The following is a 16,206-nucleotide window of genomic DNA, read 5'->3' on the forward strand; positions in this document are numbered from 1 at the left end:
GAACAGATTAAGGACGGCGGGACATCATCGCGCGACTGCGGGGAAACGGGCCAATCCGGGTCGGTATTCCCGTCCGCTCCAACGTGCCTCGCGACGACACCTGTCGGTTCATCGCGTGCCCGAGTCGATTCGTTACGCGCGGAATTGAGTGACCTGCGCCACGCCGTGGCGGCAGACCGTCCGGGATCAGCCCGGTTTGCGGGCCTCGATCAGGAAGCGCGCGGTGTGCGCGACGAACGGGCCCTCGCGCTCGATCCGTTCGTGGAGCTCGCGCAGCCGGTCCTTGTGGTGGCCGACCGTGAAGCCGGGCACCATCCAGATCACCTTCCGCAGGAAGTAGATCACGGCCCCGATGTCGTTGAACTCGGTGCGCAGCCGTTCCGAGCGGAGATCGGTCACCTCCAGGCCGGCGGCGGCCGCGTCCCGGGCGGCGTCGTCGGGGTGCCGGGCGTTGCGCACCTCCTCGGGCTGCGGGCCGAGGAAGAACTCCACCAGCTCGAAGACGCTGGCCGGCCCGACCTGCTGCGAGAAGTAGGTGCCGCCGGGACGCAGCACCCGCGCGATCTCGTCCCACCAGATGGTCACCGGGTGCCTGCTGGTCACCAGGTCGAAGGCGGCGTCCCCGAAGGGCAGCGGGGGCTCGTCCTCGTTGGCCACGACGACCGCGCCGAGCGGGTGCAGCAGGCGGGTGGCCCTGGCGACGTTCGGGGGCCAGGACTCGGTGGCGGCCATCAGCGGCGGCAGCTTCCCCGCGCCGGCCAGCACCTCGCCGCCGCCGGTCTGGACGTCCAGGGCCGCCTGCACCCCGGCCAGCTTCTCGCCGAGCAGCCGCTGGTACCCCCAGGAGGGGCGCTGTTCGCTGGCCCGGCCGTCCAGCCAGGAGAAGTCCCAGCCGTCGACGGAGACGGTCTCGGCCTCGGCGACGAGACGGTCGAAAGTAGGTGACATGTCTTGATCGTCCCAGCCGGGGCGGCGGTTGTGCCACCCGATATGGGGACGGGGCGTCCGGGCGGGGGTGCGGGGTGCGGGGCCGGGGCCGGGGCCGGGGGTGCGGGTCCGGCGCCGGGGGTGCGGGGCCCGGGAGCGGGTGCCCGCCGGGCCGTCCCGGCCGGTCGACTACAGTGGGCGGCGGGCCGTGACTGGCGCTTGGGTGGATCACCACCGGGGAGCGGCCCGGCGTACACCGGCGGCCGCCGCGGTACGCCGATGCCGCGCGCCTGGGCGAACCGCGATCCGCAGCGACGTTCAGGAGACCCCGTGACGACTGCCCAGACTGCCCGGCTCATGGACGGCACCGCCGTCGCCCGCCGCATCACCGAGGCCACCGCCGCGAACGCGGCGAAGATCACCGAGGCCACCGGCACCACCCCTTGCCTCGCGACCGTGCTGGTGGGCGAGGACCCCGCGTCCGTCACGTACGTACGCATGAAGCAGAACCGTTGCGCCAAGGCCGGGATCACCTCCCGCCACGTCGCCCTGCCCGCGGAGACCACCACCGAGGAGCTGGTCGCCGCCATCACCGCCCTCTCCGAGGACCCCGAGGTGCACGGCATCCTGCTCCAGCACCCGGTGCCGCACCACATCGACGAGCGCGCCGCCTTCGAGGCCATCGCCCCGGCCAAGGACGTCGACGGCGTCACCATGCACTCCTTCGCCGCCATGAGCTTCGGCGAGCCCGGCTTCGTCTCCTGCACGCCCGGCGGCATCATGCGCCTCCTCGCCGAGTACGACGTGGAGCTGACCGGCAAGCGCGCCGTGGTCGTCGGCCGCAGCGCCATCCTCGGCAAGCCGGCCGGCATGCTGCTGCTCGCCCAGGACGCCACCGTCACCTACTGCCACTCCCGCACCGTGGACCTGCCGTCCATCGTCCGCGAGGCCGACGTGCTGGTGGCCGCGGTGGGCCGTGCCGAGTTCATCAAGGGCGAGGACATCAAGCCCGGCGCCGTGGTCCTGGACGCCGGCTACAACGAGGGCAACGTGGGCGACGTCCACTTCGAGTCCGCGGCCGCCGTCGCCTCCCTGATCACCCCGGTGCCCGGCGGTGTCGGCCCGATGACCATCGCGGTGCTGCTGGAGCAGACCGTCCGGGCCGCCGGTGCGCAGCTGGGCGTCGAGCTGGGCTGACGTACCGCGCCGGTGCCGGCGCAGGGACCTGCGCCCCGGGCCGTCCGGCCCGGGGCGCCCCGTCTTCGTACGGGACAAACCGGACCCAACGGACGGTCCCCGGTGCCGCCCCCGCACGCTGCAATGGTCAGGTGAAGAGCGACACGGACAGACAGCAGCCCGGGGCCCGCAGGCGTCATCCGCGCGGGCTCGCCACCCTCGTCCTCGCCGAGCTGTGGGAGCGCTTCAGCCTCTACGGCATGGTCGCCATCCTCGTGCACTTCCTCGCCGCCCCCCTCCGCCACGGCGGCCTCGGCCTCCACGAGGGCACCGCCGAGGCGGTCGTTCGTCGTCGGCTACCTCGGCGAGGAGGTCGACTGGCACCTCGGCTTCGGCGCCGCCGCCGTCGGCATGGCCCTCGGCCTGCTCCAGTACGTCCTCGGCGGCCGCAGGCTCGCCGCCCAGCTGCGCGAGGAACCGGTGGTCCGGCTCACCCCGGCCGAACGCTCGCGGATGCTGCGCTCCGGCGCGTACTCCCTGGCCTTCACCGGCGCGCTGGTCGCCCTGCTGGCGGCCGTGCACGCGCTCTCCGTCGACAGCGTCACCTTCGTGCTGACCCTGGTCGCGGTCGTCGTCCCCGGCGGCGTGCTGGTCTCGATGTACCGCAGCCCCAAGGTGACCCCCGTCGAGCGGACCCGGCTGCGGGCGTACATGTGGCTCTTCCTGGCGGCCACGCTGTTCTGGCTGGTGTACGACCAGATGGGCAACGAGCTGAACGTGTTCGCCGCCCAGAAGACCGACCTCAGCCTCCTCGGATGGCACATCCCGGCCAGCTGGACCCAGTCCCTGCCCGCCCTCTTCGTGATCGTCCTGGCCCCGGTCTTCGCCTCCTGCCGCCTGAAGCACCTCACCGGCGAATCCGCGCCCTTCGCCCCCACCCCCACCCCCATCCCGACGACGGCCTGACCGGGAGCCGGACTCCGCCCGACGGCGCCGCGCCCGACTGCACCCCGCCCGACGGCGCCGCGGCCGACGGCAGCGCGGCCGGGCGCCGGCCCGCACGGCGCCGGCCCGGGCCCGGCCGTCCCTGCCGCGCACGCCGCGCGATCCGTTCACGCGAGCGGATCGCGGAGCCGGTGGATCTCCGGCCGTACCTTGTCCACGAGGTCGTCCCGCAGCATGGTGTTGAACGCCCGGCGCGCGTCCAGCGCCCGCTGGTCCACCGGCCGGCCGCCCCGCAGCTGCCGCACGTACGTCGTCCGCACCAGGTGCTCGGCCGGCAGATACGTGTCCTTGAGCCACCGGTACAGATCATCCGAAGCCAGCAACAGCAGCCGCCGGTACGCCTCGTCCCGCGCCCGGACGCGCCGGTTCAGCTCCTCCTGCTTGTCCTCCCAGCCGCTCTCCTGGATGTACGTGAGCCAGTCCATCCACAGACTCGTCGCCAGCATGAAGTCCTCGACACCGGCCAGCCGGCGCTCCTGGGCCTTCTCCACCAGACTCGCCCGCAGCCTCAGCCGCTCCACCGACCGCGTGGCGAACGCGGTCAGCAACCCCCCGGCCACCGCCGCCCCACCCCCGATGACCGCCACCACGACCGCACCCTCCACGATGCCCCCACCCACCCGACGCTCCGGCCCCTCACCCGTACCCCGCCCCACCCCCCACCAAGCCGGTCCGCGCGGCCGGCCGTGACCGGCGAGCGGGCCCGTGCGCGGCATTACCTCTCGAGTAAGCGGAACCCCAGAACGGACCTTGGCCCGCTCGTGCTGTCCGGCTCGGCTGCTGGGCGCCAAGTCCACATGCGTCCATGGCGGTCCGCCCTGGTCTGCCTCCGGTGGCTCCCAGAATGGCTCCCCGCGGCCGCCCAACATGGACGCGGGCTCACAGCCGGTCCTCGTTTCAACCTCCGCGTGCAGTTTGCATCGCCGCGGTCAGCGGGGGGTCTTCGGCCCCACGCAAAGGACCCGGGACCCGGTGTCCGCCACGTCAATACCCTGCTCGCCGCCCACGCGGAGGCTCTCCGTCACCGTGTACGCCGCGGTCACGCCCGGCACGAACTGGCAGCCGTCGGCTGAGGTGGTCACTTCGAGAATCCTGTAGATCATCATGTTGGCGGACGGGTCATCACACGGCACGCTGGCCGGCTTCTGTGCATCGGTGGCCAGGCAGCCGCCCACAACGAGTGGTCGCTCCTTGGCCTCGTCGTCGCTGACGATCGCACCGAGGATCATCAAGCCGAGGATCGGAACGGCGGTGAGGGCGACCCGCTTCAGGTTGAGACGCTGAATCGGCGCATGCTGAGGCGGCGCGGGTATGTGCCACTGCGGCTGGACGGGCTGCTGAGGGTGCTCCATGGGCGGGCATCCTGGCAGACCGGGTAGGGGGACGCTACTGCCCTCTGGGCCCCGGTCGGCAGGCCTTCGCCTTCATGGCTTCCACGACTTGTGCCACGGCTATCGGGTGCCGGCGGCGTGCTGCTCGTCTGGAGTGGCTCCGCGGTGTAAAACGGCCAGCACCTGTCACTCTCCCGCCCGCGATCACCCTCCACAGCTCTCCAGACGTTCCGGCCTCAATCGCCTTGATCCGGAGAGGCAAGAATGGGGCGGAGCAGCGGTTCGACTTCCATCCACGCTCGCGTGCAAGTGGAGATCTTTCGGATGGGCTTAAGAAGAGCCTGAAACAGGCTCAGCTCCCCGCCCCCGGACACCGGCGCGAGGCCGGCTGCGAAGCCATCCACCGTCCACCTGAGTCCGCCACCGTCCACCAGATGCTGCCAGGGCTGGCTCCCCGTTTGGCTCCCCGCCCCACTGACGCCGTTGGGCATCCCTTTGATCGGTGCCCGGCGGACTCGGTCATCGCAATCAAACCGTCGACATCTGCTTTGTAAGCTCGCCTGGGACACCGGTACACCCGGCCTGACCTCGCACGCGACGGCCGCAGGTGACCGCCCGCGGCCGTCTGCGGCCACCCCTGTTGTTCGGGATATCAGAGTCGTGGCTGGACGACCACGCTCACCGCTTCTTCCGAAGCTTCCGCATCTTCGCTTCGGCTTCCTTCTTCTTCCGCTGCGCCACCCCGTACGCGGACCACGGCCCTTGGTGCTTGGCGCACCGGGAGCTCCCTGTGATCGCCTTGTTCTGGCACCGTCCCCCGCTCTGAGTCGGGGCCCCACACTTCGGCTGGACCATCGTGCCCCCTCCCCGGCACCCACCGCGGGCACCTCATCGCACGCTGCCCACGGGGCGAGCCGCCGGCGAGGGCGCAGAGGGGTGGCAGTGGAAGCACGAGCATGTGCCGAGGTGCGCCAGGCGTGACTAAAACTCGTGTGTGCTCGACCCCCGGCGGCAGCGCCGAGATACGCCGCCGTAGATGGCAGGACGGCTGTGTCACTCGCGGCAGCTAGCCTTCCGCAAGAGGACCAACGGGCCCCAGCAGAAGCACGTTCAAGGTAGTGACTCCTCGGGGAGGAGTACCGCAGGTAGCTCAACCGAGCTCCCTCCAAGGGCAGTCTGTGGCAGGCCTCGGAGGGAGGCAGAGTAGTCGCCGAAGGTCAGAGCACCTGAGCTGTGAAGCAGTTGATCAACGGATGGACTTGCTCCCGCTAGCCGCTAGGGAATGGCATAGTCGACAAATGACGAGAAATTACGCCGATCTATCGCCCCACGATTTCGAGGTACTCGTCAGAGACTTGCTCCAGGCCGAGTTCGGCGTCCGTATGGAAACATTCCCTCCGGGCAGGGACGGAGGCGTCGACATTCGATTGCATCGCGACGGTGTCGAGTCCATAATCGTGCAGTGCAAACATTCTCCAGGGCGATCCTTCTCCCAAATCAAAAACCAGCTGGAACTTGAGGCGCGGAAGATTGGCGGCAGGTTCTCTTGCAGGTATATGCTAGTCACATCGGCGTCACTGACGCGCGCGAACAAGAAGGATATAGCGCGGATCTTTTCCGGTGTGAGCCTGCGACAGGATGACATCCTTGGGGTAGACGACCTTAATAATCTCCTCGCTCGCCACCCCCGCGTTGAGACGCAGAACTTCAAACTATGGATTACGTCGAGTGCCGTGCTCCAACGTCTGCTGCACTCAGACGTACACCTAAGGAGTTCAGGGCTAGTCGATCGAATCATCAAACGACGTAGGCTCTACGTGCACAGCGAAGCATATTCGGCATCTCTAGACATGCTCGCATCGCACCACGTGTGCGTAATTTCAGGCGAACCCGGAATTGGCAAGACCACCCTTGCCGAGACGCTCCTCGTTAGGTTCATGTCCGACGGCTGGGAAATCAATACCGCTTCGGGAGATATCTCCGATATAGAGCGAGTGTGGCGACCAGGTGAGAAGCAAGTCTTCCTTTACGACGACTTCCTCGGCCAAAACTCACTTCTAGATAGCTTGAACAAGAACGAAGACAACCGCCTACTGCACATTGCCGAGAAGATTGCCGGCGACGATAGCAAGCGGCTCATCATGACGACTCGCGAGTACATCTTGCGGCAGGCTAGGCAAATTTACCCGCGCCTCAGGCTGTCGCAGCTCCTGTTTGAAGAGCGAGTCGTCTTGAATCTCGCGGACTATACGAGATTGCAGAAGGCTCAGATTCTCTACAATCATGTCCATTTTGCCGACCTTCATAAAGATGCCCTGAGCTCGCTTCTCGCTGACCAGAACTATCTAGACATCATCCATCATTCGAGCTTCAACCCGCGGGTGATCGAACTGGTGACGTCGAACTTCAAAAGCTCAGGCACCCCTGGCGAGAACTTCTATCGTTACACGCTCGCAGCCCTAGACAACCCCCGCGAGCTCTGGGAGAGCATTTTCCAAGATCAGCTCACGCCAGGTGAGCGGCACATCCTCCTAGTCCTGGCCACGGTACGATATCCCATCGAGGTTACCGACCTATTCAGGGGAGTTTCCTCCTATGAATCGGCCATGGGTGCCTCATTCACGAGCCCTCATGACTTGAGCCTGGCCCTGAAGAAATTGCAAGGAACTTTCGTTAGAATCACTTCAAACGCGCGACTGGATGATCAATCAAGCGGGATTCACCCCGCCAATCGGTCATCCATTGTCCAATTGGCGAACCCTTCATTCATCGATTTCATCTCCTCCTATCTCTCTTCCCATCCAGGCGAAATTTCCCAGGCGGCACGAGGTGCGGCATTTTTTGAGCAAGTGGAGACACTTGTTCACTGGGATATAGTCGGCAGCCTTGACGATCGGCTGATCGTTAGCTTGATGGATGCCTTCTTCGGTGGACGTTCCATGGTTAGGCAAAGCCCTCGCCTTGCGCCCGGGCAACAGCGTGTGCTTGTGGAGGCCTTGACCCGGCTGGAGGATTCCCCATCCTGCTACTGGGTGGAAATGTCGAATAGCTACGCCACCTCTGTTCGACAGCCGGTATCTGTCGCTGCTCGTCACCTTGTCATGACGATGCTGGACGCGAAATATCGGCGCAGCCTTCTAGCCCGGCATTCACTTGCTGTGATTGTTGAGAAGATGGGGCGGCGTATCGTGTCCGCGAATGCGCTCTCGGCGAGCCAGGAGATTCGACTGATTTCCCGCCTAGCCGGTTATCCCCAGATTGAGGCATCAGTCACGAAGGTGAGAGATGCTCTTGCTGCGAGACTCATGGAATCCCTGAACTGTCCGGAGGACTTTCAAGCGGCCCTTTCGCCGTTCACGGAAAGCGGAGTAGCTCCCTCGCGCTGGTCAACGGGAGCGGAGGCTGAGTTGAGGCGCAGGTTCCGAAATTTTATTTCCGAGTGGGACCTGGAAGAGTCGGGTCGTGTTAACTCGGTCGCAGACTGTGAAGACGCGATTGCGCGACTAGTTTCCGCTATGGAAGATTTTGAGACTTCAGACTCGGATACGCCAATCTTGAAAGACCGCCTGGCTCTTCTGGAAGATGAAGTGGCGCAGGACTTGGATTTTCAAGATGAAGAGGACGTCGACGATGATCGAGATTCCCCTGCGGTATATCCCTCCCAGCCTCACGCCAAGAAGGATTATCTCGCTCCCATCGATCCAGTTGTTGAACTGTTCGACACTCTCGGCTAGTGGCAATCTTCTTTCCGTCACGTTAGGAGTTCGGCCGCCTCTGGGCCCCAATCCTGGGGAGAAGACTGCATCGACGGCCCGACACGCCATGCCGCTCACTCCATGACCTCTCTCCTGACCGGGTGAGCGCCCATCCGCTGCCTTCGTAGGGCATCAGCTCACCAACGCTGAGTTGTCCAAGCATGTGTGTCAGCTCGTCGGCGACGCGGAGATCATGTTCCCGTTGGCGCTCATCGGCATTGGCGTATCCGTCGGCCTGAGCAGTGAATTCCTCGTAGTTCATCCCCCCGATCCGCCGCCGGTGAGCCTCCAACGCTTCTCGCTCGACATATGCATCGGAGTATTCTTTGCCGAATCTTCGCCCATACTGGCGGACGCGTTCTCGCTCCTGGTCGAGCATCTCGGGGCTGACTCGTCTCTGGCCGGCGTTCTCGATTTCATCCGCCCTCGCCAGGAGGTGCGACAGGGGGACGGTAGCGGAGGGCGGAGATTCTGGCTGCTGAATCCTTGAAGAAGGTACGGTCGATTCTCCGCCGGTCAATTGCCCACGCTCAGAAGCGCGGACGCGTCGTCCGGAACGTCGCCGAACTCGTCGATCTGCCCGAGGGGCGCCCCGGTCGGCCCAGCAAGTCTCTGAGCATGAAGGAGGCTGAGGCAATTCTTCGCGCGAAGCAGAACACATGGGTTCACGCTTATGTTGTGCTCGCGCTGCTCGTTGGGATCCGGCCTGAGGAGGAGCGCCCACTTACCTGGGACCACGTGCACACCGGCCAGGAGAACGGCGGGCAGCCGTACGTGGATGTCTGGCGCTCGGTGCGCCGGCGTGGCGAGACGAAGACGCGGAAGAGTCGGCGCTCGGTCGCCATGCCGCGCCAGGCGGCCGAAGTTCTGGACGCGCACCGCAAACGGCAGCAAGAGGACGCGGCGCAGGCCGGTCACGTCTGGACGGTCACGGGCCTGGTCTTCCCTGACGAGAACGGCGCACAGCGTACGTCTACGCACGTGCTCAGGAACTTCCGATACCTGTTGCGTGAGGCGGGTGTGCAGGACCCGCAGAGCTGGACGACCCGCATGCTGCGCACGAGCTTCGTCTCGCTGCTCTCGGACCACCGCATCCCGATCGAGGTGATCGCGCGCATCGTCGGGCACAGCGGTACGCACACCACCGAGCGCGTCTACCGGAAGCAGTTGCGGCCGGTCATCACCGATGGCGCCCAGGCCATGGACATCATCTTCGGAGCTGGCCCGAATGCCTCAGCGGAGGCTCCGCAGCAGGCCGAGTGAGCCCTGTGGCTCCCCTTTTTTTGGCTCCCCGGTGCGACGCTGTGACCTGCGTCGGGGAGCTGACCTGCCGGAATGCGCTGGGATGCCCGGCGTTTCCATTACCTCTCGGGTAATCGACCCCCTTTCGAGGTGGCGGCACAGTGGGGGCATCGGGCTCCGGGGGCGCGCACTCGGTTCCGGGGTCCGGTGCTTCCGGTTGTTTCTCCGACCTCGATGGAGGGTGATCCGTCATGTCCGCGACCCTGATCTCCAGCATTGCCCGTACCGCCGAGCCGCAGAGCATGCTCCGGCGCTTCCTCGCGCTCGACGCCGTCGTCACCGGGGCCAACGGGCTCGTCTACGCCGCCTTCTCCGGGCCCGTCGGGCGGCTGCTCGGGGTGGGGGAGGGGCTGGTGCTGGAGCTCGGCATCCTGCTCGCCCTCTACGGCGCGGCCGTCGGCTGGCTCGCCAGCCGCCGCGAGCCCCCGGCCGTCGCCGTCAAGGCGGTCGTCGAGATCAACCTGGCGTGGGCCGCGCTCAGCGTCGTCGCCCTGCTCGTGTGGTTCGACCCGACCACGGCAGGGGCGGTCTGGATCCCCGCGCAGGCCCTCACCGTGGCTGGGTTCGCCGTGCTCCAGCAGCTGGCCCTGCGCTCAAGGACCCAGTGACCGCAGGAACTTCACCGTCGCCGGGTCGGCCGGGAGCATCGTCTCGATGGCCAGCTCGGCGACGGTCACGTCCATCGGCGTGTTGAACGTCGAGATGGACGAGACGAACGACAGCGCCCGGCCCCCGAGTTCGATCCGCAGCGGCAGCGCGAAGTACGGCACCGGCACCGGGTCCTCGCCCGGGTCCTCGGTGCGGTGCCGGCAGCGGGTACGCCGACACCTCCTCGTACAGCTCGCGCAGCGGCTCCGACCGGGCCAGCGCGATCTGCCGCTCCATCTGGGCCAGCAAGTGCCCCCGCCACTCACGCAGGTTGAGGATCCGCGGCGCCAGACCCTCCGGGTGCAGCGTGATCCGCATCGCGTTCAGCGGCGGGACCAGCAGGTGCTCCGGCAGCCCGTCCAGCATCATCGCGATCCCGCGGTTCGCGGCGACCACGTTGTACGTCGCGTCCACCACCAGCGCCGGATACGGCTCGTAGCCGGTCAGCAGCGTCTCCAGCCCCTCCCGCAGCGCCCCCATCGACGGCGCGTCCAGCGGGGTCTCGGTGTACCGCGGCGCGTAACCGGCCGCCAGCAGCAGCGCGTTGCGCTCCCGGACCGGCACCTCCAGGTGCTCCGCCAGCCGCAGCACCATCTCCTCGCTGGGGCGGGACCGGCCGTTCTCGATGAAGCTGATGTGGCGGGCGGAGGAGTCGGCCCGGATCGCCAGGTCCAGCTGGCTGATCCGGCGCCGCTCCCGCCAGGTGCGCAGCAGCGGGCCCACACCCGTGCCGGCCGAAGTCGTCGTCATGGGCACGACCGTAACCGACCTGTGTCAGCCCAGGTCGAAGACGTTCCGCAGGCCGAGGCGGTACCGCCACCGGTCGTGCCGCTTGGCGTCCTCCAGCTCCGGCGGCCGGAACATCGGGAACACGGCGCACCGTGCGGCCGTCGAACCGGCCCGGTCCAGGAGGGCGTTGACGGCGGCTCGGGCCGAGGCGTTCGCCCCTTCCATCGTCGCCAGATCGATGTCCACGGCCACGTAGTCCCCGCACAGGAACAGGTTCGGGACCCGGGTCGCCGCGCTCGGCCGGTCGTACAGCGTGCCGGCCGGGTGGATCAGCAGCTCGTCCTGGTTCGTGGGGTTCGGGGTGCCCAGCCCGTCCACCCCCGGGTCCAGGAACCAGGAGTGCAGCCGGCCGTCACTCAGCACGGTCTTCCCCGTGTCGTTGAGCGACGCCTTCAGCTGCGCCCACACCTCCCGCGCGACCTCCTCGCGGGTGCACTCCTTCGCCGTCTTCCCGTAGAGGATCCCCGGCGCGTCCCACTCGGAGATGTCCACCGAGAGGCAGTCCACCACCGTGCCGTCCCCGTACTGTGCGGCGAACTCCTCCCGGGGCCAGTGTTCCGCCTGCTGAATGGCCGTCAGGGACCAGGGGGAGTCGACGCAGTTGACGTGGCCGTGCACCATGGGCGCGCGCTGCGTCAGGTAGAACTGGATGCCGGTCATCCAGTCGGTCCTCAGCCGGTCGCACCGGCCCAGCATCGGGTCGGCGGCCCGCAGCGCGGCCGGCCAGGTGCGCCGGGCGTGCTCCACGGGCAGGGCGCTGACGTAGTGGTCGGCGGTGATCCGGTGGACCGTGCCGTCGGGGTCCTCGACGGCCGCGTGGCCGATCCGGCCGTCCTCGTACGCCAGCTCGCGCAGCGTCCACCCCACCTTGAATTCCACGCCCAGCGACCGCAGACGGTCCGTCCACGGATCGATCCACGCCTCGTTGGTCGGGGCGTTGAGGATCCGGTCGGGCGGCCCGTCGGCCCCGCGGCCCAGGACGTTGAAGACGAAGGCCTCGCCGAGCGTGCCGACGGTGCGGGTGGAGGCCTCCTCGGCCTTGGTGGCCACGATGTTGCGGGTGATGCCGACCGCCAGGATGCGCTGGTACTCGTACGACATCCGGGCGGCCCGGGTGAACTCCCACCAGGGCGTCCGCTCCCAGACCTCGGTGCGGCGCTCGTCGCAGCTGGTCAGGAAGACCAGGACGCGGTTGACGAAGTACGCCACCTCGTGGGCGGGCAGCCGGACGAACGTCTCCAGCATCCCCGTCAGGGCGCGCCGCAGCTCGTCGGGGGTGAGCGCGGCGGGCCGGTCGCCGGCCCAGGGGATCGGGCCCCGCAGGTCCTCGCGGCCGTCGGCCCGGGCGAACATCATCTCGGGCGGGGCGACCAGGTTGTCCCAGACGCCGTGGGCGTTCCCGGGGAAGGGGATGCGGCGCATCGTGTCGGGGAGGTTGTGGTAGATGCCCGGGATGAAGCGGAAGCCGTGCTCGGCGGGGAGCGGCCGGCGCGTGCCGCGGGCGCTGCCGGGCACGTCCATGCTGCGGGCCTTGCCGCCGAGCGCGCGCCGCTCGTAGACCGTCACGGCGAAGCCCCGTTCGGCCAGTTCGTGGGCGGCGGTCAGGCCTGCGACGCCGCCGCCGAGGACCGCGACCCTGGCGCGGGAGCCGGGGCCGGGGGCGGGGCCGGGGCTGGTGCCGGGGGCGGCGCCGGCGACCCCGTTCGGCGCGACGGCCGCAGTCGCCGCTGCCGGGTCCGCGGCCGCCGCGGTCCCCGCCGTCGCCGCGGACGCGCCCGCCACACCGGCCGCTCCCGCCAAGAAGGTACGCCTGGAACTCATCCCATCCCCCTGCCTTACCGCCGGTAACAGGTCGCGTTCGGCGCAGGAGCATAGGAGGGCCGCCCGCGGCACGGAAGGCAGAACGGGACCCGTCCGCACTATGGCGCGAAACCTTCCCCACGCGATGTGCTGTGGGACATTGGAATTTCACATGTCATGTCGCGCGGAAGGGCCCGTCGCGGTGCCGGCCGCGCGGCCCGAAGGGAGCACCCATGGCCATGGAGCCGCTGTCGCAGAAGGAGATCGAGGACCGGCTGCGCGAACTGCCCGGCTGGGCGGTGGAAGGCGACCGCCTCGCCCGCACCTTCCGCCTGGACTCGCACTTCGCCGCCGCCGCGCTCGTCCTCGGGATCGCCGCCGTGCAGGACCAGTTGGACCACCACTCCGACCTGACCCTCGGCTACAACACCGTCCACCTCGCCGTGAACACCCACGCGGCCGGCGGCGCCCTCACCGACCGGGACTTCGCCCTCGCCGAGCGCGTCCACACCCTGGCCCCCGCCCACGGCGCGTCCTGATGCAGCGTCCGCCCTGTCCGCCCTGTCCGCCCTGTCCGCCCCGTCCACACCGTCCGCCCCGTCCGCCCCGTCCGCCCCGTCCACACCGTCCGCACCGTTCGCTCCTGGACTACGACGCCGAAGCCGCGGAGTACGACGCCACCCGCGGCGGAGTCCCCCGGGCCGAGGCGGCCGCGCGCGCCGTCCTCGGCCTCCTCCCGCCGGCCACCCGCACCCTCCTCGACCTCGGCTGCGGCACCGGGATCGTCACCGCCCGCATGGCCCGCCCCGGCCTGCGGGTGCTGGGCGCCGACGCCTCGTACGGGATGGCCGCCGCCGCGGTCCGCCGCGGCGTACCGGTCGTGCTCGCGGACGCCACCCGGCTGCCGCTGCCCGACCGGCGCGTGGATGCGGTCGGTGCCGTCTGGCTGCTCCACCTGCTGCGCGCCCCCGGACTGGCCGAGGCCGTGGTGACGGAGGCGGCCCGGGTGCTGGCGCCCGGGGGAGTGTTCGTGACCACCGTCGACAAGGACGCCGCGCACCACGTGGGGTGTGACGTCGACGACGTACTGGCCCCGCACCTGACGGCCGATCCGGCCGACGGGGCGTGGCGGGTGACCGCGTACGCGGCCGCCGCCGGCCTGCGGCCCGTCGCCGAGGCGCACTTCACCGGCCACGGCCAGGGCCGTAGCCCGCGCCGGGCCGCCGAGGCCCTGCTCAAGGGCCGGTACGCCTCCCGCATCGCGGCCACCGGCCCGGCCGCCGGGGAACTCGCCGAGCGGCTGCTGGCGCTGCCCGACCCGGACCGGCCCCGCGCCGAACCCCGCTACCGCCTGCTGGCCTTCCGCCGCCCGCGGCACCCGGAGAGTCCTCGGCTTCCCAGGCCGGGGCGCTCATATACTGAGCGGCATGGCATGCCGCATCAGTGAGCTGGTCATCGACTGCGCCGACCCCGAGGGGCTCGCGGCCTTCTGGAGCGAGGTCCTCGGCTTCACCGAACTCGGCCGTGAGGACGACGGGGCCATCGAGATCGGTCCGCCCGACGCCGGCCACGGCGGCCCCCAGGCCACCCTGATCCTCAGCCCGAGTGACGACCCGCGGACGGGGAAGCTGCGCCTGCACATCGACGTCAACCCCACCGACCGGGACCAGGACGCCGAGCTGGAACGCCTGCTCGCCCTCGGCGCCAGGCCGGTCGACGTCGGCCAGACCGGCAGCGAGAGCTGGCACGTCCTGGCCGACCCCGAGGGGAACGAGTTCTGCCTGCTGCGGACGCGGCTGCAGCCGCTCTGAGGGGAGCGCCTTCCCGTTACGGGAGGCGCGCCGGTCAGAGGCCGTGTCGGTCAAGGGCTGCGCCGGTCAGAGGCTGCGTCGGTCAAGGGCTGCGTCGGTCAGAGGCCGTGTCGGTCAGAGGCTGCGTCGGTCAAGGGGTGCGTCGGTCAGAGGCCGTGTCGGTCAAAGGCTGCGCCGTCAGAGGGTGTGCCGGTCAAGGGCTGCGCCGGTCAGAGGCCGCGCCGACGGAAGGGACGGAACCGTCGTACCGCCCGCGCCAGGCGTGCCCGGCCGGTCGCGAGGCCGGCCGCCCGGCCGGTCGCCGGGCGGCGCCCGCCCCTTCAGACGTCGAAGACGGCCGGGTCCGGGCCGATGCGCCGCCCCGACTCCAGCGCGTCCAGCGCGGCCATGTCCGCCGCGTCCAGCTCGAAGCCGAACACGTCCAGGTTCTCCCGGATGCGGGCCGGCGTCACCGACTTCGGGATCGCGATCGTGCCGTGCTGGAGGTGCCAGCGCAGCACCACCTGCGCGGCGCTCCGACCGTGCTTCTCCGCCACTGCGGTCACCGCCGGCCGCGTCAACAGCTCCTTGCCCTGGCCCAGCGGGGACCAGGCCTCGGTCGCGATGCCCATCGAGGCGTGCAGGGCGCGCAGCTCGGCCTGGGCGAACAGCGGGTGCAGCTCCACCTGGTTCACCGCCGGGACCAGCGGGCTCTCGGCCCGCAGCCGCTCCAGCTGGGCCGGCAGGAAGTTCGACACGCCGACGGCCTTCGCCCGCCCGCTCTCCGCGATCTCCTCGAAGACCTTCCAGATGGCGAGGTAGTCCTCGCGCACCGGGCGCGGCCAGTGGATGAGGTACAGGTCGACGTGGTCGAGGTTCAGCTTCGACAGGGACGCGTCGAACTCGCGCAGCACGTTGTCACGGCCCCACCGCTCCTCCGGGCCGTTCCACAGCTTCGTGGTGACGAACAGCTCCTCGCGCGGCAGCCCGGACGCGGCGATCGCCTTGCCGGTGCCCGCCTCGTTGCCGTAGATCGACGCGGTGTCGATGCTGCGGTAGCCCGTCTCCAGCGCGGTCCCGACGGCCTGCGCCGCCTCCGCGTCCGGCACCTGCCAGACGCCGTAGCCGAGCTGGGGCATGAGCGTGCCGTTGTTGAGGCGGATGGTGGGGACCTGGTTCACGGTGGGGGCTTCCCTCGCGTCGTCGGACGGTACGGCCAGCGACAACCGGCCAGGGGGCCGGCCTATTCCCGCCAGGGGGGCGGGTGCTGGGGTGGTGGTGCGGGGGCCGGGCTTTGGTACGGGGTTATCGGCCCGCTGGGTGCGGGCTTGCGTGCTGGGTATGGGCTGGCGTTGGGTGCCGGCTTGTGTGCTGGGTATGGGCCGGCGTTGTGGGTGCGGGCTTGTGTGCTGGGTGCGGTGCGGGCTTGTGTGCGGTGCGGTGCGGTGCGGTGCGGTGCGGGCTTGCGTGCTAGGTACGGCCCTGCGCCCCGGCCGGTCTCCCTGTACGCGGCGGGCGGCAGGTCTGCTCCGGCACCGAGGCCCCGGCCTCCCGCCCCCGGGATCCGGGGCGGTGGTGCGGGGTGGCCGGTCGTGTGGTGTGTGGGTCCCCTCGGTGCTTGACCCGTCGTGGCCTGCAGGCCCTGCGGCAGGCCCACCCCTGGGGCTTTGGGGCTTCGCCCTG

Annotated in this window: 14 protein-coding genes and 2 pseudogenes; 10 read left to right on the forward strand and 6 right to left on the reverse strand. The window is 69.2% G+C overall.

Annotated elements, in window-relative coordinates:
* Positions 1–186 precede the first annotated feature (186 nt).
* Complete coding sequence (locus tag ACIQUQ_RS29680) at positions 187–948, reverse strand: class I SAM-dependent methyltransferase (RefSeq protein WP_403981966.1); 762 nt, start codon at positions 946–948, stop codon at positions 187–189.
* A 309-nt stretch (positions 949–1,257) separates the two neighbouring features.
* Here ACIQUQ_RS29680 and ACIQUQ_RS29685 point away from each other — a divergent pair, with 309 nt between their 5' ends.
* Complete coding sequence (locus tag ACIQUQ_RS29685) at positions 1,258–2,124, forward strand: bifunctional 5,10-methylenetetrahydrofolate dehydrogenase/5,10-methenyltetrahydrofolate cyclohydrolase (protein ID WP_403981968.1); 867 nt, start codon at positions 1,258–1,260, stop codon at positions 2,122–2,124.
* 177 nt (positions 2,125–2,301) lie between these two features.
* Positions 2,302–3,069, forward strand: coding sequence for a hypothetical protein (locus ACIQUQ_RS29690; protein WP_403982009.1), 768 nt, complete (start codon positions 2,302–2,304; stop codon positions 3,067–3,069).
* 146 nt (positions 3,070–3,215) lie between these two features.
* On the opposite strand, the gene ACIQUQ_RS29695 is transcribed toward ACIQUQ_RS29690, so the two are convergent.
* Positions 3,216–3,728 carry a hypothetical protein gene (locus ACIQUQ_RS29695; RefSeq protein ID WP_403981970.1) on the reverse strand — a complete coding sequence of 171 codons (513 nt, stop codon included), beginning with the start codon at positions 3,726–3,728 and terminating at the stop codon, positions 3,216–3,218.
* Between the two features lie 309 nt (positions 3,729–4,037).
* Positions 4,038–4,460, reverse strand: a complete 423-nt coding sequence (locus ACIQUQ_RS29700) for a hypothetical protein (protein ID WP_403981972.1) — start codon at positions 4,458–4,460, stop codon at positions 4,038–4,040.
* A gap of 1,277 nt (positions 4,461–5,737) precedes the next feature.
* Here ACIQUQ_RS29700 and ACIQUQ_RS29705 point away from each other — a divergent pair.
* From ACIQUQ_RS29705 to ACIQUQ_RS29725, 5 genes and pseudogenes are all read left to right on the forward strand, one after another.
* Positions 5,738–6,037, forward strand: a pseudogene (locus ACIQUQ_RS29705) (restriction endonuclease); the annotation flags it as partial.
* Between the two features lie 219 nt (positions 6,038–6,256).
* Positions 6,257–8,173 (forward strand): hypothetical protein, encoded by a 1,917-nt coding sequence (locus ACIQUQ_RS29710; protein ID WP_403982011.1) that lies wholly within the window; start codon positions 6,257–6,259, stop codon positions 8,171–8,173.
* 172 nt (positions 8,174–8,345) lie between these two features.
* Positions 8,346–8,684: a hypothetical protein gene (locus tag ACIQUQ_RS29715; protein ID WP_403981975.1), complete on the forward strand. Its 339-nt coding sequence runs from the start codon at positions 8,346–8,348 to the stop codon at positions 8,682–8,684.
* A gap of 128 nt (positions 8,685–8,812) precedes the next feature.
* The gene (locus ACIQUQ_RS29720; RefSeq protein WP_403981977.1) at positions 8,813–9,457 is read left to right on the forward strand and encodes a tyrosine-type recombinase/integrase; all 645 of its coding nucleotides are present in this window, start codon (positions 8,813–8,815) and stop codon (positions 9,455–9,457) included.
* A 230-nt stretch (positions 9,458–9,687) separates the two neighbouring features.
* A complete protein-coding gene (locus ACIQUQ_RS29725) occupies positions 9,688–10,104 on the forward strand; it encodes a hypothetical protein (RefSeq protein ID WP_403981980.1) in 417 nt (138 codons plus the stop codon).
* On the opposite strand, the pseudogene ACIQUQ_RS29730 reads toward ACIQUQ_RS29725, so the two are convergent.
* A pseudogene (locus tag ACIQUQ_RS29730) lies at positions 10,090–10,894 on the reverse strand (helix-turn-helix domain-containing protein). The gene ACIQUQ_RS29725 and the pseudogene ACIQUQ_RS29730 overlap by 15 nt on opposite strands.
* A gap of 24 nt (positions 10,895–10,918) precedes the next feature.
* Complete coding sequence (locus ACIQUQ_RS29735; RefSeq protein ID WP_403981982.1) at positions 10,919–12,754, reverse strand: FAD-dependent oxidoreductase; 1,836 nt, start codon at positions 12,752–12,754, stop codon at positions 10,919–10,921.
* A gap of 212 nt (positions 12,755–12,966) precedes the next feature.
* Between ACIQUQ_RS29735 and ACIQUQ_RS29740 the strand changes: the two genes are divergently transcribed.
* From ACIQUQ_RS29740 to ACIQUQ_RS29750, 3 genes are read left to right on the forward strand one after another with little or no spacing between them, the layout of a single operon-like run.
* Positions 12,967–13,272 carry a 4a-hydroxytetrahydrobiopterin dehydratase gene (locus tag ACIQUQ_RS29740; RefSeq protein WP_403981984.1) on the forward strand — a complete coding sequence of 102 codons (306 nt, stop codon included), beginning with the start codon at positions 12,967–12,969 and terminating at the stop codon, positions 13,270–13,272.
* The gene (locus ACIQUQ_RS29745; protein ID WP_403981987.1) at positions 13,272–14,180 is read left to right on the forward strand and encodes a class I SAM-dependent methyltransferase; all 909 of its coding nucleotides are present in this window, start codon (positions 13,272–13,274) and stop codon (positions 14,178–14,180) included. Before ACIQUQ_RS29740 ends, ACIQUQ_RS29745 begins: the two co-directional genes overlap by 1 nt.
* Positions 14,161–14,544, forward strand: coding sequence for a VOC family protein (locus ACIQUQ_RS29750; RefSeq protein ID WP_403981990.1), 384 nt, complete (start codon positions 14,161–14,163; stop codon positions 14,542–14,544). Before ACIQUQ_RS29745 ends, ACIQUQ_RS29750 begins: the two co-directional genes overlap by 20 nt.
* A 320-nt stretch (positions 14,545–14,864) precedes the next feature.
* Here ACIQUQ_RS29750 and ACIQUQ_RS29755 read toward each other — a convergent pair whose 3' ends face one another.
* Positions 14,865–15,704, reverse strand: a complete 840-nt coding sequence (locus ACIQUQ_RS29755; RefSeq protein WP_403981993.1) for an aldo/keto reductase — start codon at positions 15,702–15,704, stop codon at positions 14,865–14,867.
* Positions 15,705–16,206: the final 502 nt, after the last annotated feature.

It is taken from the genome of Streptomyces sp. NPDC101118 (genome assembly GCF_044759445.1).
Classification (GTDB): Bacteria; Actinomycetota; Actinomycetes; order Streptomycetales; family Streptomycetaceae; genus Streptomyces.

Bases quoted from the DNA above. Each gene is read 5' to 3' on its own strand.
- ACIQUQ_RS29680 (WP_403981966.1), bottom strand. From the start codon at position 948: ATGTCACCTACTTTCGACCGTCTCGTCGCCGAGGCCGAGACCGTCTCC.
- ACIQUQ_RS29700 (WP_403981972.1), bottom strand. From the start codon at position 4,460: ATGGAGCACCCTCAGCAGCCCGTCCAGCCGCAGTGGCACATACCCGCG.
- ACIQUQ_RS29720 (WP_403981977.1), top strand. From the start codon at position 8,813: ATGAAGGAGGCTGAGGCAATTCTTCGCGCGAAGCAGAACACATGGGTT.
- ACIQUQ_RS29725 (WP_403981980.1), top strand. From the start codon at position 9,688: ATGTCCGCGACCCTGATCTCCAGCATTGCCCGTACCGCCGAGCCGCAG.
- ACIQUQ_RS29735 (WP_403981982.1), bottom strand. From the start codon at position 12,754: ATGAGTTCCAGGCGTACCTTCTTGGCGGGAGCGGCCGGTGTGGCGGGC.
- ACIQUQ_RS29740 (WP_403981984.1), top strand. From the start codon at position 12,967: ATGGCCATGGAGCCGCTGTCGCAGAAGGAGATCGAGGACCGGCTGCGC.
- ACIQUQ_RS29745 (WP_403981987.1), top strand. From the start codon at position 13,272: ATGCAGCGTCCGCCCTGTCCGCCCTGTCCGCCCTGTCCGCCCCGTCCA.
- ACIQUQ_RS29750 (WP_403981990.1), top strand. From the start codon at position 14,161: ATGGCATGCCGCATCAGTGAGCTGGTCATCGACTGCGCCGACCCCGAG.